Source organism: Streptomyces sp. Ag109_O5-1, assembly GCF_003814875.1.
GTDB classification, from domain to species: domain Bacteria; phylum Actinomycetota; class Actinomycetes; order Streptomycetales; family Streptomycetaceae; genus Streptomyces; species Streptomyces sasae.
In genome coordinates this window covers 1957072-1972431 of the sequence record NZ_RKQF01000001.1, presented here as the reverse complement: position 1 = coordinate 1972431, position 15360 = coordinate 1957072, and the positions used below count along the sequence as shown (strand labels likewise).

General features: G+C 68.2%; 14 protein-coding genes and 1 pseudogene. 10 read left to right on the top strand and 5 right to left on the bottom strand.

Annotated features, from left to right (window positions below):
- Nucleotides 1-47 precede the first annotated feature (47 nt).
- A complete protein-coding gene (locus tag EDD90_RS08935) occupies nucleotides 48-896 on the top strand; it encodes a tetratricopeptide repeat protein (protein WP_123972563.1) in 849 nt (282 codons plus the stop codon).
- Nucleotides 897-1814: 918 nt separating this feature from the next.
- On the opposite strand, the pseudogene EDD90_RS08925 reads toward EDD90_RS08935, so the two are convergent.
- The 3 genes and pseudogenes from EDD90_RS08925 to EDD90_RS55210 form a co-directional block, all read right to left on the bottom strand.
- Nucleotides 1815-2003 (bottom strand): annotated as a pseudogene (locus EDD90_RS08925) (integrase core domain-containing protein); the annotation flags it as partial.
- Nucleotides 2004-2177: 174 nt separating this feature from the next.
- Nucleotides 2178-3161, bottom strand: coding sequence for a hypothetical protein (locus EDD90_RS08920; protein WP_123972561.1), 984 nt, complete (start codon nucleotides 3159-3161; stop codon nucleotides 2178-2180).
- Between the two features lie 360 nt (nucleotides 3162-3521).
- Complete coding sequence (locus EDD90_RS55210; RefSeq protein WP_185148994.1) at nucleotides 3522-3818, bottom strand: hypothetical protein; 297 nt, start codon at nucleotides 3816-3818, stop codon at nucleotides 3522-3524.
- Nucleotides 3819-4220: 402 nt separating this feature from the next.
- Between EDD90_RS55210 and pcaC the strand changes: the two genes are divergently transcribed.
- The 8 genes from pcaC to EDD90_RS08875 all read left to right on the top strand — a co-directional run bounded on the left by pcaC (nucleotide 4221) and on the right by EDD90_RS08875 (nucleotide 10852).
- Nucleotides 4221-5540 (top strand): 4-carboxymuconolactone decarboxylase, encoded by a 1320-nt coding sequence (pcaC, locus tag EDD90_RS08910; protein WP_123972560.1) that lies wholly within the window; start codon nucleotides 4221-4223, stop codon nucleotides 5538-5540.
- 66 nt (nucleotides 5541-5606) lie between these two features.
- Nucleotides 5607-6242: an MBL fold metallo-hydrolase gene (locus EDD90_RS08905; protein ID WP_123981044.1), complete on the top strand. Its 636-nt coding sequence runs from the start codon at nucleotides 5607-5609 to the stop codon at nucleotides 6240-6242.
- Nucleotides 6243-6278: 36 nt separating this feature from the next.
- Entirely contained in the window at nucleotides 6279-7058 is a 780-nt protein-coding gene (locus tag EDD90_RS08900; RefSeq protein WP_123972559.1) for an exodeoxyribonuclease III, read from the top strand.
- Nucleotides 7059-7074: 16 nt separating this feature from the next.
- Nucleotides 7075-7482 carry a DUF6278 family protein gene (locus EDD90_RS08895; protein ID WP_123972558.1) on the top strand — a complete coding sequence of 136 codons (408 nt, stop codon included), beginning with the start codon at nucleotides 7075-7077 and terminating at the stop codon, nucleotides 7480-7482.
- A gap of 146 nt (nucleotides 7483-7628) precedes the next feature.
- A complete protein-coding gene (locus EDD90_RS08890; RefSeq protein ID WP_123972557.1) occupies nucleotides 7629-8372 on the top strand; it encodes an amino acid ABC transporter ATP-binding protein in 744 nt (247 codons plus the stop codon).
- 16 nt (nucleotides 8373-8388) lie between these two features.
- Complete coding sequence (locus EDD90_RS08885) at nucleotides 8389-9318, top strand: glutamate ABC transporter substrate-binding protein (RefSeq protein WP_123972556.1); 930 nt, start codon at nucleotides 8389-8391, stop codon at nucleotides 9316-9318.
- An 11-nt stretch (nucleotides 9319-9329) separates the two neighbouring features.
- Nucleotides 9330-9974 carry an amino acid ABC transporter permease gene (locus tag EDD90_RS08880; protein WP_123972555.1) on the top strand — a complete coding sequence of 215 codons (645 nt, stop codon included), beginning with the start codon at nucleotides 9330-9332 and terminating at the stop codon, nucleotides 9972-9974.
- On the top strand, nucleotides 9971-10852 hold the full coding sequence (locus EDD90_RS08875; protein WP_123972554.1) for an amino acid ABC transporter permease: 882 nt from the start codon (nucleotides 9971-9973) through the stop codon (nucleotides 10850-10852). The genes EDD90_RS08880 and EDD90_RS08875 overlap by 4 nt, the downstream gene beginning before the upstream one ends.
- Before the next feature lie 42 nt (nucleotides 10853-10894).
- Here the strand turns inward: EDD90_RS08875 and EDD90_RS08870 are convergent, their stop codons facing one another.
- The gene (locus EDD90_RS08870; protein ID WP_123972553.1) at nucleotides 10895-12466 is read right to left on the bottom strand and encodes a CocE/NonD family hydrolase; all 1572 of its coding nucleotides are present in this window, start codon (nucleotides 12464-12466) and stop codon (nucleotides 10895-10897) included.
- 116 nt (nucleotides 12467-12582) lie between these two features.
- Nucleotides 12583-13347, bottom strand: coding sequence for a hypothetical protein (locus tag EDD90_RS08865; protein ID WP_123972552.1), 765 nt, complete (start codon nucleotides 13345-13347; stop codon nucleotides 12583-12585).
- A 143-nt stretch (nucleotides 13348-13490) separates the two neighbouring features.
- On the opposite strand from EDD90_RS08865, the gene ggt reads away from it, so the two are divergent.
- Nucleotides 13491-15287 (top strand): gamma-glutamyltransferase, encoded by a 1797-nt coding sequence (ggt, locus tag EDD90_RS08860; RefSeq protein WP_185148993.1) that lies wholly within the window; start codon nucleotides 13491-13493, stop codon nucleotides 15285-15287.
- Nucleotides 15288-15360: the final 73 nt, after the last annotated feature.

Sequence of the window (15360 nt, the reverse complement as noted above, 5' to 3'; positions counted from 1 at the left end):
TCGATTGGCCGGCAGGTCATCATGGCGCTGAGCATGAGGAGATTTCCGTGGGTGAAGCGGTGCCGAGCTGGCGTGTCTTTCCCGAAGGGGTTCCCGTTCAGGAGCTCCTGGAACGCGGCGACCAGGCTGCGGGATCCGGAGATCTCATCTCTGCTGGCAACTGGTACTTCCATGCCAAACGCAGGGGTTCGGTGGAGGGGCGGGACAAAACTCGGCGCCTTCAGCCTCGACTGGAAGTCCTAGCAGACCAGGGGGACCTCGACGCAAAGGTCCTGGTGGCGGGCCTGCTGCTTGAGCGCGGCGAGCACCTTCCTTTTGCTGCTTCGTTGCTTGAGGTCGCTGCTGAGGCGAATGTCATCCAGGGCATGCGGGAACTCGGGTTCGTCCTTGAAGGCGGTATAGGTGTAACTCCCGATCCAGTCCGGGCCAACGAGCTCTACCGTGCTGCCGCTGAGGCGGGTGACGGTTATGCCGCCTTTAATCTTGCGGTAAATTTTTACCGCGGGCATGGCACTGGGAAGAATTTTCGGGAATTCGCAAAGTGGCTACAGATTGCCGGAGATCTTGGAATTCCTGAGGCGTGCGCCGTACTGGGAGATCAATGTGCGAAGAAGGGTCTTGACGGTGACTCATTGCAGTGGTACCTCAGGGCAGCCAGTTCGTCGCATGTTCCGGCGATGCTCGTCGCGGCAAGGCGCTATCGAGATGGCATTGGAACCCCCATCGATCCAGTTCAGGCGGTTCGCTGGTTTTTGACTCCGCTCGACCGTGGAAACGGTGACGGGATTCACGATGCGATTGAATTGGCCAGCTCGATGACAGTAGAGCAAATCCGGGAAGCGGGCCGACTTTCTGGCCATGTCGATGAGGCCGAGTTGCTTCTGCGAGGACGTTAATTCCGAGGCAAGGGGCAGCGGATTCATGCCTCATGCGCGGCCGGAGCAGCGGTCGCGCCCCCGCAGGTCGGCGGCGATGCTCTCTTGTACGTCGCCCCGGGGGCGGACTCGCACAAAGCCACGGCATCGGCCGTGACTTCGTCCGAGTAGTCCTACCCGTGAGTCGATCCTGGAAGGGCTCGACGCCGCCGTCCGCAAAGGCAAGCCGGGCGGTCGGCCGTCATCACCGCGATGAGGCGTACGTCGTGGAGCTGTGCAACCACGTGCTGGGTGAGACAGCCCCGCCCCCTGACCCAGCATCGGTTCGGCTGGCTCCTGGGAGACCCGGGTACGAACGGGCGGCGGGCCGGGCATCTCGTCGATGCCTGCTGGGAGAGCCACCAACTCGTTGTCGAGTACAGGGAGCTGCAGCACGACCAGCCGATTTTTGCACTTCGACAAACCGGACCGGCTCACCGCCAGGGGTATCCACCGTCTGGTAATGCCGCCCACACGGCTGCCCGTCAATGCCGGTCACGAGTGGACGGAGAGTCAACTCATTGTCAGACCGTCCAGGTCAGGTTGAGTGCCGGTTCGGGCGAAGCCTTCCGGGAGTGATCGAGTCATGCCGTTGCGCCGGGATCGGTGGGACGGTTGCGCAGTGCCGTTCCGGACGGGGGTCTGATTCATGAGGTCTTTGACTGACGTGTCTTGTGTTGGAAGTGTCGACTGCCGTTGCGGGATGGTGCCTGCTGTCACCGAGCCACAGGGCGTGTCCCGATAGGGGCTCTGCCGTCTGTTCAGGCGCCATCACGGGTCAGAGCGCCCGGCCGGGCCGGTGCCGGCCACCCAGGACGTCATCATGCGGGAGGCGGACCACGATGACGCCCAGACAGCGCGGCACCCACTCCATGAACCGCCCCGGGGTCGGTAGAGATCTCAGACTGTGGTTGTGACCTGGGGTTTCGTGAGTTCGGTGTAGTAGTTGGCTTCGTATTCGACGGGCGGGACGTGGCCTATCTCACCGTGGAGTCTTCGGTGGTTGTACCAGTCGACCCACTCGGCGGTGGCCAACTCGACCTGGGAGAGCGTTCTCCAGGGCCGCTGGGGCTTGATCAACTCGGTACGACGCCAGGGGTCGGGTGCCGTCGACCATGATCGTGGTGCCCTTCAGGGTACCGGCGCGCCGCCGGCTCGGTCAGCGCTCCTCGGTGGCTCGCTCGGTATGGAGACCTCGTGGGCGGGCGTCCAGTCGAGCAGACTGGACGCCCGTTCCAGCAATGGCTTGGGTTCGGGCGACTGTCAGCAGCAGAACCCGCGGTTCGTGTCCCGGGCCTCGACGTCCGTGTAAGGCTTGAACCACTCGTCCCACAGGTCTTCTTCGGCCACGTCTGCTTCCAGGAAGTCGTGCGCCCTGTCGCTGACGTCGAGCAGCCCGCTCTCATTAGCGAGGAACTCCCAGTCATAGTCGAACCGAGAGGTCGGAAGGGTCTGATAGACCTCGTCCGCGTGGACGGACTCGATACTGAACCCGCCGATGCCATCCACGGCGTAGCCGAATAGCACGCTCTCGGCCAGACAGCGCGGCTCCGGGATACCGCCGGCAAGTAGATCGGCCGCGAGGTCGTCGTACGCGCGAGCGCAGTGAAGAAGGAACCAGTCCGACTGGGTCCCCGCGCTGACCGGAACGCTGTGCTCCCAGAAGTCGGGGTCATAAGCGGCACGGTACGTCTTGTCCGCAAGGTCCCTCAGCTGCCGATGGAGAACGAATGCGGTCCTGGGCGTTACCCCAACGCCGCCGCAGTCCCCACAGCCGCGGCCCCGGGGGGACGAGCCGCAGACGGCGCACTTCGCGCAGTCCTCGGCAACATTGCAGCCGCAGCTTAGGCAGCTCCCGCAGTGGGATGCGCTGAATAGCGAGAACACTGCCGCGTTGAGCTGTCCCAGGTTCTCCGTGACGGCCCGCGCGGCCCTGCGCGCGGCCCGGGCTCGTGGAGCGTCACGGTGTGTGTCCTCGATCTCATCCGCGATGTCAGTGATCGCCTTCCTGAGGGGGCCAGGCAGGGAAGCTGAGCACCCGTGAACCTTCGCGAGGGCGCCTGCTCCTCCCTGGAGAGCCGCGTTGAGCGTGGCGGCGAGCAGCTGGGATTCGTCGTGATCTTCGAACGTCCCGATCTTCGAGAGTTCCGGTCCGCGGAGTGTCCCCCGCATGCTGAAGAGGATGGCACCGTTGCCCTTGGGCTGGGTCAGGAAGAAGAGATGCGGCGGTGCGGAATGTGCCGGCATGGCTGAGCCTCCGTGTGGTGCACGGGCAACGAGTGCGGGCACGGTAGGGAACACCGCCGCAGATTCGTGCCTGCTACGTGAAAGATGAGGTGAGAGACAAGCCGGTGGCCCGGGTGCGTCCGCAGACTCCTTGGCTAAAGCGCAGCTGGTGATCTGGCTACGAGCGAGATCCCGTTGCTGGCACGCGGAAGCCTGCCGCAGAAGGTGCCGCGGATGCCAGTGAGTTCGCGAAATCCTGGAGTCGGGGCGGGGGTTGCCCGGTCCCTCAACTCCTGCCCTTGCCTACCTGATGTCCTGGTTCCAGGGGCTGCTCCGGCCGTTCGGCCTCGTATTGCAGACCGTGTGTTAACAGCGCCAATATTAGGTGCCGCTCTCTCGGCGGCGCAGTTCGATGCTGGTGCCGCCGCAGCGGCCGCACTCGAACGGGCCTGGGCCTGGTCGGTGCCGTCGCGGATGAAGACGGTCGCCGCGTCCGACCCCCTCGCGCAGCAGCGGCAGGATGCTGCGCACCCGGTTCAAGACCCACGCCCACAGCCAGACCGAGCTGCGGGCCGCGCGGATCTCGTCTTCGCCCGTGCTGTAGAAGGTCAGTACGTCGTCGAAGCCCGTCACCTTGACGTGCCGGGCCAGGACGTCGGTAAGCGCGTTCCCGAACACGCCGAGCTCGCGCTCGTTCTCGTGCGGCGGAGTGATCAGGTGGCTCGCTCACAGCCGCCGTACTCCGGGAGTACCTACCGACGAGGCGAGGTGGGCGAAGTACCTGTCGTCCTGTGCGGCTCGGATTCGCTCCCAGATGTCGATGACGTAGCGCCGGGTGCCGACACCAGTGGCCGTTGGCGATCAGTGCCCTGGCCGGCCACCAGCCGCTGCGGCGACCGGTCAGGTGCGGGCTGGCCAGCTCGTGCAGCCCGTCGGTGTCGACGATGACGATCTCGGGGGCGTCAAGAGGTCTCGGTGCCGCGGTCTGTTGGCCGCCCTGCAGGTCTTCAACCTGGTCAGAACGGTTTCCCGCACCCCTGCGTTATAGGGGCGTCCGTGAGACGTGAGAGGGTCTGGGGCGTGAGTGAGACACCCCCGAACACCCTGCAATACCGCTTTGACGGGCCAGAAGACGCTCCGGTCCTGATCTTGGGTCCCTCACTGGGTACCACATGGCACATGTGGGACCGGCAGATCCCGGAGCTGATCCAGCAGTGGCGGGTCTTCCGCTACGACCTGCCGGGGCACGGCGGTGCCCCGGCGCATCCGGCCGGTTCCGTGGCCGAGCTGACCGCCCGGCTGCTGCTCACGCTCGACTCCTTCGGCGTGCAGCGCTTCGGCTACGCGGGCTGCGCGCTCGGCGGTGCCGTCGGCATGGAACTGGCGCTGCGGCACCCGGAACGGATCGCCTCCCTTGCGCTGGTCGCCGCCTCGCCCCGGTTCGGGACGGCGGACGAGTTCCGCCAGCGCGGGGTGATCGTGCGGAGCAACGGCCTCGACCCGATCGCCAGGACCTCGCCCGACCGCTGGTTCACCAGCGGGTTCGCCGCAGCACAGCCCGCGATCACCGAGTGGGCCGTCCAGATGGTCCGCACCACCGACCCCGGCTGCTACATCGCCGCCTGCGAGGCCCTGGCCGGCTTCGACGTACGGCATGAACTGGCCATGGTCGGCGTCCCCACGCTCGTCCTGGTCGGCTCCGACGACCAGGTCACCGGCCCCGCCGAGGCCCGCACCCTGGTCGCCGGGATCCCGGACGCCCGGCTCGCGGTCGTACCCGGCGCCTCCCACCTGGTCCCGGTCGAACAGCCCGCCGCCGTCACCGACCTCCTGGTCCGGCACTTCTCCACCGCCTGGCAGCCCGCCTACGACTCGACCACCGGCCAGATGGCCATCCCGGCCGCCCCGGTCAAGCCGGTCCTGCCGGCCGCGCCCCTCGCCGTGCCGCAGGTCGCTCCCCAGGTCACGCCGATCGCCGAGATCGCCCCGGCCGTCGTACCACCGCAGCCGCTCGGCCGGCCCGACCCGTACGACGCGGGGCTCAAGGTCCGCCGGGAGGTGCTCGGGGACGCGCATGTGGACCGGGCGCTGGCGCAGGCCGACGACTTCTCCGGGGACTTCCAGGAGTTCATCACCCGCTATGCCTGGGGCGAGATCTGGGACCGGCCCGGTCTCGACCGGCGCTCGCGCAGCTGTGTCACGATCACCGCGCTGGTCGCGGGCGGCCACCTGGAGGAACTGGGCTTCCATGTCCGGGCGGCCCTGCGCAACGGCCTCACCCCGGACGAGATCAAGGAAGTGCTGCTGCAGGCGGCGGTCTACTGCGGGGTGCCGGCGGCGAACAGCGCGTTCCGGGTCGCCCAGCAGATCATCCGGGAGGAGACCACTCCCGAGGAATGAGCCGGGTACGTGCAGCACCAGGCTTCGGCACGCGCCGGGCCCGCCTCCGAGGGCAGGATGGTGACCATGAAGCTCACCAAGAAGTCCCACTCGTGCGTGCGCCTGGAGAAGGACGGGCGCACGCTCGTCCTCGACCCCGGAGGGTTCAGCGAGGCGGACGCGGCCGTCGGCGCGGACGCCATCCTGGTCACGCACGAGCACGGCGACCACTTCGACGAGGGGCGGCTGCGGGCCGCCATGGACGCCGACCCGGCCACCGAGATCTGGACCCTGAAGTCCGTCGCCGACCAGCTCGCGGCGGCCTTCCCGGGCCGGGTGCACACCGTCGGCCACGGCGACACGTTCACCGCGGCCGGCTTCGACGTCCAGGTGCACGGAGAGCTGCACGCGGTGATCCACCCGGACATCCCGCGCATCACCAACGTCGGCTACCTGATCGACGGCGGCAAGGTCTTCCACCCCGGCGACGCCCTCACCGTCCCCGACCACCCGGTCGAGACGCTGATGCTCCCGGTGATGGCCCCCTGGAACAAGATCTCCGAGGTCATCGACTACGTCCGCGAGGTGAAGCCGCAGCGCGCCTACGACATCCACGACGCCCTCCTCACCGACCTCGCGCGCCCGATCTACGACCGCCAGATCGGTGCCCTGGGCGGTGCGGAGCACCTGCGGCTGGCCGCGGGGGGCTCGGCGGACGTCTGAGGCAGGTTGTCAGAGGGGCCCGGTAGGTTGTGAGGCATGCGCATCGCGACCTGGAACGTGAACTCGATCACCGCCCGCCTGCCGAGGCTCCTGGCCTGGCTGGAGAGCAGCGGCACCGACGTGCTCTGCCTCCAGGAGGCCAAGCTCGCCGAGCAGCAGTTCCCGTTCGAGCCGCTGCGCGAGCTGGGCTACGAGGCCGCGGTGAACGCGACCGGGCGGTGGAACGGCGTGGCGGTGCTGTCGAAGGTCGGCCTGGAGGACGTCGTCAAGGGCCTGCCCGGCGACCCCGGCTACGACGGGGCCCAGGAGCCCCGCGCGATCTCGGCGACGTGCGGCCCGGTCCGCGTCTGGTCGGTGTACGTGCCCAACGGCCGCGAGGTGGACCACCCGCACTACGCCTACAAGCTCCAGTGGTTCGAGGCGCTGAAGGCCGCCGTCGCCGGTGACGCGGGCGGCAGCCGTCCCTTCGCGGTCCTCGGTGACTACAACGTGGCGCCGACCGACGACGACGTCTTCGACAGGGCCGCCTTCGAGGGCCTCACCCATGTCACCCCGGCCGAGCGCGCCGCGCTGACCGCCCTGCGCGAGACCGGCCTGTCCGACGTCGTCCCGCGCCCGCTGAAGTACGACCACCCGTACACCTACTGGGACTACCGCCAGCTCGCCTTCCCCAAGAACCGCGGCATGCGCATCGACCTGGTGTACGGCAACGAGCCGTTCGCGAAGGCCGTCAAGGACGCCTACGTCGACCGCGAGGAGCGCAAGGGCAAGGGTGCGTCCGATCACGCGCCGGTGGTGGTGGACCTGGACGTGTGAGTGTCAGTCTGGGTCCATGAACATCCCATTTCTGGGTAACAGGCACGGCAGGACCGGAGACGCCCCCCACACCGCCGACCCCGAGCTGCTCGCCGAGTGCGAGCTGCTGCGTGCCCAGGCGGCCGAGGAGGGCGTCGCGCTCGACGACTCCCCGGCCTCGCTGGAGGCCCTCGACCAGCTGCTGCCGCGCTGGCGCGACGACGAGGAGACCCTGCCCTGGCTGGGCACCGACGCGGGCCTGTATCTGGGCACCGTGCTGATCCGGACCGTGCCGGGTGCGGAATGGGAGATCCGGGCGGACGGCGAGCCGGTGGTGCGACTGGCGTCGGGGCGGGAGTTCGAGGTCGTCACATCCGGCCAGGACTGGGCCGCCAGCGGCGCCCCTGAGCTCTCACAGCTCTATGCCGAGGTCGCCGAGGCCTGATCGGCGGCCTCGCATACGGCGTAAAGCGGCCCGTACGCGGTGTAAATACGGCTAATGCCCGAAAAGTGCGTGTCGTGCCATGAGTCCTCTCAGGGCTGGATAGTTTGCGGCGACCACGACACGGCTGAGAGTGGGTAGGGCTGCGTATGGCCGTCGATCCTCTGATCGAACTGCGGAACGTCAACAAGCACTACGGGCAGCTCCATGTCCTGCGCGACATCGATCTCATCGTCGGCAGGGGCGAGGTGGTCGTGGTCATCGGCCCCTCGGGGTCGGGAAAGTCGACGCTGTGCCGGACCATCAACCGCCTGGAGACCGTCGAGTCCGGGACGATCGTGCTCGACGGGCAGCCGCTTCCCCAGGAGGGCAAGGCCCTCGCGAGGCTCCGCGCCGAGGTCGGCATGGTCTTCCAGTCCTTCAACCTGTTCGCCCACAAGACGGTCCTGCAGAACGTCTCCCTCGCCCAGATCAAGGTCCGCAGGCGCAAGAGGGACGAGGCCGACCAGCGCTCGCGTGAGCTCCTCGACCGGGTCGGCCTGTCGGCGCACGCCGGGAAGTACCCCGCACAGCTCTCCGGCGGCCAGCAGCAGCGCGTGGCCATCGCCCGCGCCCTCGCGATGGAACCCAAGGCCCTCCTCTTCGACGAGCCCACCTCCGCCCTCGACCCCGAGATGATCAACGAGGTCCTCGAAGTCATGCGGCAGCTCGCCCGGGACGGCATGACCATGATCGTCGTCACCCATGAGATGGGCTTCGCCCGCTCCGCGGCCAACCGTGTCGTCTTCATGGCCGACGGCCGGATCGTCGAGGACCGGGCCCCGGAGGAGTTCTTCACCAATCCGCGCAGCGAGCGCGCCAAGGACTTCCTCTCCAAGATCCTCAAGCACTGAGCGGGGAGCACCGACCATGTTCCGTACCCCCCGTGTGCCCGCCGCCCTGGCCCTGCTCACCGCGCTGCTCACCGTCGTGGGCGCAGGCCTCACCGGCTGTGGCAAGGAGGGCAGCCCGCCCGGCAAGGGCCCGGCGGCCGACAAACTCCCCACCTACCAGGTCGCGCAGCGCTTCCGGCTGCCCGACTCGCCGACCTGGACCCGGGCGAGGAAGCGCGGCTACTTCGTCGTCGGCGTCAAGGAGGACCAGCCCTACCTGGGGGAGAGGGACCCGGCCACCGGCGTCTACTCGGGCTTCGACATCGAGATCGCCAGGATGATCTCCGCCTCCCTCGGCCTCGACCCGAAGACGATCCGCTTCAAGACCATCGCCTCCGCCAACCGCGAGACCGCCCTGCAGAACGGCCAGATCGACTACTACGTCGGCACCTACACCATCAACGCCAACCGCAGGAAACTCGTGGGCTTCGCCGGCCCGTACTACATGGCCGGCCAGTCCCTGCTGGTGCGCCGGGACGAGAACGACATCCACGGCCCCGAGGACCTCGACGGCAAACGCGTCTGCTCGGCGGCCGGTTCGACGCCGTACCAGCGGATCAGGACCGACTATCCGAAGGCGATCCTGGTCGCCTACGACACCTACTCCGTCTGCGTCGACAACCTGCTCACCTACCAGGTCGACGCCGTCACCACCGACGACGCCATCCTCATCGGCTATGCGGCGAAGGCCCCCGGCGAACTCAAGGTCGTCGGCAAACCCTTCTCGAAGGAGCCGTACGGCATCGGCGTCCCGCGCGACGACAACGCCCTGCGCTTCGCGATGAACGACGCATTGGAGGCACGTCAGAAGAACGGCGACTGGAAGAGGGCGTACGAGGCGACGCTCGGCCTGTCCGGTGTACCCGCCCCCGAGCCGCCCCCGATCGACCGCTATCCCGCGAGCTGAGCGAGGACGGCATGAACGTACTCACAGAGAACTTCCACACCTACGCCGAGGGTTTCCTCGGCACCGTCCAACTCACCGTCTACTCCTCGGTGCTGGCCCTCGTCCTGGGCTTCCTGATGGCCTCCTTCCGGGTCGCGCCCGTCAGCTCCCTCCGCGTCTTCGGCACGGCCTGGGTCACCGTGCTCCGCAACACCCCGCTCACCCTGCTGTTCTTCGCGGTCCTGCTCGGCCTGCCCCGGTTCGGTCTGGTGCTGCCCTTCAAGGTGTTCGCGGTCATCGCGCTCGGCTGCTACACCTCCGCGTTCATCTGCGAGGCGCTGCGCTCCGGCATCAACACCGTGCCCAGAGGACAGGGCGAGGCGGCCCGCAGCCTCGGCATGACCTTCGGACAGACACTCAACCTGGTGATCCTGCCCCAGGCGTTCCGCTCGGTCATCCCGCCGATCGGCTCCACCCTTATCGCGCTCGCCAAGAACTCCGCCATCGCGGGGGCCTTCAGCGTCACCGAACTCCTCGGCACCTACAAGACGTTGAGCGAGCTCGGCTACAACGTCGTCTGGACGTTCGTCTGGATCGCCGTCGGCTACCTCGTCATCACCCTCGCGATCAGCGCCCTGTTCCATCTGATGGAGCGCGAGTGGGGAGTCGCCCGGTGACCGGGGCAGCCACCGCGCTCTATGACGTCCCCGGCCCCAGGACCCGCCGACGGCACCGCCTCTACGGAGTCCTGGCCACCGTCCTGATCCTCGCCCTGCTCGCCTGGATCCTCTATCTCCTGTTCGACACCGAGCAGTTCACCTACACGAAGTGGATGCCCTTCGAGTACAAGGGGATCCAGGAACTCCTCCTGCGGGGCCTCGGCAACTCGCTCAAGGCCTTCGCCATGGCGGCCGTCCTCTCCCTGGCCCTGGGCGGCCTGCTGGCCACCGGACGGCTCTCGGAGCACCGTCCGGTGCGCTGGTCGGCCACCGTCGTCGTCGAGTTCTTCCGCGCCATGCCCGTCCTCGTGATGATCTTCTTCATCTTCGTGGCGCTGAAGGTCCAGCCCCTGCCCGCCCTGGTCGCCGGACTCACCCTCTACAACGGCTCGGTGCTCGCCGAGGTCTTCCGCGCCGGCGTCGAAAGCGTCGAACGCGGCCAGCGGGAGGCCGCGTTCGCGCTCGGCATGCGCAAGTCCCAGGTCATGGCGTACGTTCTGGTGCCCCAGGCCGTCCGGGCCATGCTGCCCGCCATCATCAGCCAGCTGGTGGTGGCCCTGAAGGACACCTCGCTCGGCTATCTCATCACCTACGAGGAGTTCCTCCATGCCGGGAAACTGATCGCGTCGAACCTCGACTACGATTTGCCGTTCATCCCTGTGGTGATGGTGATCTCGCCGATCTACATCGGGATGTGCATGTTGCTCTCGTGGTTCGCCGGCTGGGCGGCCCGACGGGAGCAGCGCAGTCCCAAGACCGAGGCCGTCGAGGTGGCCCCGGCCGAACCAGGGACGCTGCTGCCCGGTGGGGGCGCCCCCACGGCCCCTCGACCGTAGGAGCAGCAGCCAGGGCCAGGCCCGGCCGGCGGCAGCCGGAGATCACTGCTCGCGCAGCGGGACGGACACGTACGACGGGTCGTCCACCGGCGAGGAGAAGGTCAGCTGCGCGCCGGACGGGTTGTGCTCGATGTAGAGCGGGTCCACCGTGTCGATCACCAGCGCGAGCCGGTGCCCGGCCGGTACGTCGTAGGCCGTGGAGAACAGGTCGAGGTCCACGTCGAACGACTTGCCGGGCGTGCGGTCGTACCAGGTGTACGGCGCGTGGGTGACCAGCTTGCCGAGGCCGAGCGGGCCCACGTCGTAGAGGTAGGCGACGAGGGTGCCGCTCTCCTTCGTCGGGGTGAGGGTGGTGTGCAGCCGGGCGGTGCCGCGCACCTGCTGTGCGCTGCCGTACCGCTCGGACTGCCAGACGGCGGCCCAGCGGCGGGGCAGCAGCGGGATCGAGGCGACCGGCGGCAGCTGGGCGACCTGGTCGAGAAGGCCGGAGAGGAGCACCACCCCGCCGTCCGCGCCCGAGTCGACGTTGGCGTGGATGGTCGTCGCACCGGCGAGGGCGAGCTTCTTCCGGGTGGCGCCCACCGACTTCCAGTCCGGGTAACCCTCGTAGCCGCCGCTGGTACGGGACTCGAGCTGTACCGGCTGCTCGCGGTCGACGCCGTTGTCCGCGCCCTTGAGATAGTGGTCGAACCAGCGCTCGGTGTCGGTCCACACGTCGTTGGGCAGCCCGAGCAGGCCGGACAGCTCGGCGGTGGCGTGGTCGCCGGGGCGCAGCTCCAGGCGCTTCGGGACCGTCAGCCTGTCGTAGAAGTCGGCGTACTGATTGGCCGGGAAGATGGAGTCGCTCCAGGCGTTGGCCATGAAGACGGCCGCGCCGTTCTTGTCGAGCTGGTCGAGATAGGTCGCGGGGGAACGTTTCTCCCCCCAGTCGATCATCGCCTGTTCCCGGTCCAGGTTCGAGGCGTAGAAGTCCTTGAAGATCTGTTTGGCCTCCGGGCTCTCGCGGCCGGTCAGGGTCGCCGTGCCGTCGAGGAGCGCGGTCGCCTCGACGTGCTGGGTGCGGCCCGAGTAGATCGAGTCGATCAGGTCCGCCCAGCCGCTGAGCGCGCCGACCGCCTTGATCCGCTTGTCGTGCGCGGCGGCCAGCAGGCTGATCCCGGCGCCGTACGACACCCCCGCGATGCCGATGTGCTGTGGATCGGCACCGGTGTTGGCGAGGGCCCAGTCGATGACCTTGGATGCGTCCGCCACGTCCGGCGGACCGGCCACTTCTATCTGCCCGCCGGACTGATAGAACCCGCGCACGTTGTAACTGACCACGATGTAGCCGGAGTCGGCGAGCTTCTGGGCCTGGGCCAGATACTCGACCTGGGGCAGCGACCAGCTCGTGGGCAGCACGATCAGCGGGTAGCGGTGCGTGGCGTCGGCGTCCGCGGGTGCGGCGACGTTCGCCTTCAGTACCGTGCCGCCGTAGCCGGTGATGTCGACGAAGCGGACCGGGGCGGCGGCCTGTGCGGCCGGAGCCAGGCCGACGACGGAACCGGCGATCAGGGCCGCGGCGGCGGCCCCTACGGCGGAGTTACGCAAAGCGGTGGTGCGACGACCGTGTCCCATCGGCCACTCCTCACTCGTGTCAGTGCAAAGTGACCAGACGGTAACCTCGACGCCTTACCGCAAGTAACCCGTCGGTAAGTTACGTGCCGGTAAAGATTGTTGAAGCGTGCAGGTACTCAGGAGGCGCGGTGTGACGAGGGTGCGGTTTCGGTCGCCGCCGGCGGCAGCGGCGCCTGGGCGGCCCGGGTGACGTCCGCGACGAGTTCGACCACGTCAGGGCCGTACGCCTGCGAGTTGACGACCTTGAGGAGCAGCACGAAGGAGTTGTTGCCGTGCTTGCGGGCGAGCCGCTCGTGGTTGCGTGCGAGGTAGCGGGTGGCGGCCTGGTTGGTGATCGCGCGCTGCCCGCAGAAGAGGAACACCGGCCGGGCGTCGGGTCGTTGGCCGGCGGTGAGACGGGCGAGGAGTACGTACTCGGTGATGCCCGGATCCAGGCGGTAGCGCTCGGAGCCGATCTGGAAGGCGCCGCGGTCCGGGCCCGGCTCCGGGTCGATGTTGACGCGTACACCGGGCAGCATCGCCGACATGTGCGCGAGCATGCGGCGGTTCGACCCGGGACCGCCCACGCAGAACTCGGTGCGCTCGCCGAAGCCCTGCTGGACGTTGTCCTGCGTCACCATCTGCAGGTTCGCCCCGCAGTCCTTGATCAGCGCGGCCAGCTCCAGGAGCGCGAACACGTCGAAACGGTGGACCGCCGGTTCGGAGGTGGCCGGATCGCGGTTGACGACCAGCAGCGACTCCGAGTTCTCGGGCAGCCCGAAGAAGGCCTGCTTGCGGCGCAGCTTCCGCCGCCAGATGTAGGTGCGGGCCAGCCAGCCGAGAGCGGCGCTGATGCCGGCGGCCACCACACCGAGGACAATGTTGCGCAGGTCGTCATTCATGGGCGCGCATGCTAGCGGGCACAGGTGGCCGGAACGTACCCGTGTTCGAAGTGTGGCAGTCATATGACAGTGCCCTGAATGCGCCTGTCGGGGCCCCGGCCCTATGGATACGCTGCGCTGACATTCGTGAACTGGAGGTGCGGATGCGTCGCCCTGTCGCGCGGAAACTGACGGTCCTGGCGGTCTCGGCCGCCGTGGTGTCGGTGGGAGCGGCGGCACCGCCTGCCGCCTCCGGCGGTGCGACCGCCGCGAAGGTCCCGGTGGCCGTCGGCTACGGAGGTGCGGTCGCCAGCGTCGACCAGGACGCCTCCGCGGCCGGTATAGAGGTACTGCGCAAGGGCGGCAACGCGGTCGACGCGGCCGTCGCGACCGCCGCCGCGCTCGGGGTCACCGAGCCCTACTCCTCCGGCGTCGGCGGAGGCGGCTACTTCGTCTACTACGACGCCAAGTCCCGTACGGTGCACACGATCGACGGCCGCGAGACGGCACCGCTCACCGCCGACTCCAACCTGTTCGTGGAGAACGGCCAGCCGCTGGCCTTCGCGGACGCGGTCAGCAGTGGGCTGAGCGTCGGGACACCCGGAACACCCGCCACCTGGCAGACGGCGCTGGACCAGTGGGGCAGCGAACGGCTCGGTACGGTGCTGAAGCCGGCCGAGCGGATCGCCCGTGACGGCTTCGTCGTCGACGACACGTTCCGGTCGCAGACCGCCGCTAACGAGACACGGTTCCGGTACTTCCCGGACACCGCGAAGCTGTTCCTGCCGGGTGGTCAGCTGCCGGTGGTCGGTTCCACCTTCAAGAACCCCGATCTCGCCCGCACCTATGAGGAGCTGGGGAAGAAGGGGATCGGGGCGATCTACCGGGGCGACCTGGGCAAGGACATCCTCACCACGGTCGACAATCCTCCGGCGGACCCGAGTTCGGGGTGGAAGGCACGTGCGGGCAAGCTGTCCGCGAAGGATCTGGCCGCCTACCGGGCGAAGCTGCAGGCGCCCACCGAGACCTCGTACCGCGGGCTCAAGGTGTACTCGATAGCGCCCTCGTCGTCGGGTGGCACGACGGTCGGGGAAGCCCTCAACATCCTTGAGAACACAGACCTCTCCAAGGCCAGTGAGGTGCAGTATCTGCACCACTACATCGAGGCGAGCCGGATCTCCTTCGCCGACCGCGGGCGCTGGGTGGGCGACCCCGCGTTCGAGGACGTCCCGACGAAGGGGCTGCTGTCACAGCGGTACGCCGACGAGCGGGCGGCGCTCATCCACGACGACTCGGTGCTGACGAGTCCGGTCGCGCCGGGCGATCCCAATGACCCGGGCTCGACCGGTACGGCGGCGCCGACCACGTACGAGGGGGAGAACACGACCCACCTCACCGTCGCCGACAAGTGGGGGAACGTCGTCTCCTACACGCTCACCATCGAGCAGACCGGCGGCAGCGCGATCACTGTTCCGGGGCGGGGGTTCCTGCTCAACAACGAGCTGACCGACTTCTCGTTCACCCCGGCGAACCCCGCGGTGCACGACCCGAACCTGCCCGGGCCCGGGAAGCGGCCGCGGTCTTCCATCTCGCCGACGATCGTGCTGGACAAGACGAACCGGCCTGTGGTGGCCGTGGGTTCGCCCGGTGGGGCGACCATCATCACCACCGTGCTCCAGGTGCTGACCGAGTTCATCGACCGGCATCTGCCGTTGGTGGACGCGATCGCGGCGCCGCGTGCATCGCAGCGGAACGCTGCCAAGACCGAGCTTGAGCCTGCGCTGTACAACGACCCTGTGTTGAGGGGGAAGTTGGAGGCGATTGGGCATGTGTTCTCGTTGAATGCCGAGATCGGGGCGGCTACTGGGGTGCAGCGGTTGCCCGGTGGGAAGTGGCTGGCGGCGGCTGAGACTGTGCGGCGGGGTGGTGGATCCGCTCAGGTGGTGGATCCGGCTCCGTAGTATGCGGGCTGCGGGTGTGCGGGGGCTGGTCGCGCAGTTCCTCCCCCAGCCTTCGGCCGGGGGTACCCCCAGT